Annotated in this window: 1 pseudogene; it reads left to right on the top strand. The window is 60.9% G+C overall.

Going from position 1 to position 297, the window contains the following annotated elements:
• Window positions 1–267, top strand: a pseudogene (locus EN845_RS34735) (protocatechuate 3,4-dioxygenase subunit alpha); the annotation flags it as partial.
• Window positions 268–297: the final 30 nt, after the last annotated feature.

Here is a 297-nt window from a genome sequence, read left to right as displayed (position 1 = left end):
ATCAAGCCCGGCCGCGTGCCGTTCCGCGACGGGCGGCTGATGGCGCCGCATATCACGCTGTGGATCGTGGCGCGCGGCATCAATATCGGCCTGCACACCCGGCTTTATTTTTCGGACGAGGAAAAGGCCAATGCCGAGGATCCGATCCTTGCCCGCATCGAACATCGCTTGCGAGTGCCGACGCTGATCGCCGAGCGCCAGGGCGACGTTTACGTCTTCGATGTCCATTTGCAGGGCGAAAAGGAGACGGTCTTCTTCGACAGCTGACCGCAAGCAATATGACCGTTTCGCCCTTCG

It is taken from the genome of Mesorhizobium sp. M8A.F.Ca.ET.202.01.1.1 (assembly GCF_004791595.1).
Taxonomy (GTDB): Bacteria; Pseudomonadota; Alphaproteobacteria; order Rhizobiales; family Rhizobiaceae; genus Mesorhizobium.
The sequence above is the reverse complement of the archived record's forward strand: the minus strand, read 5'-3'. Positions and strand labels throughout refer to the sequence as shown.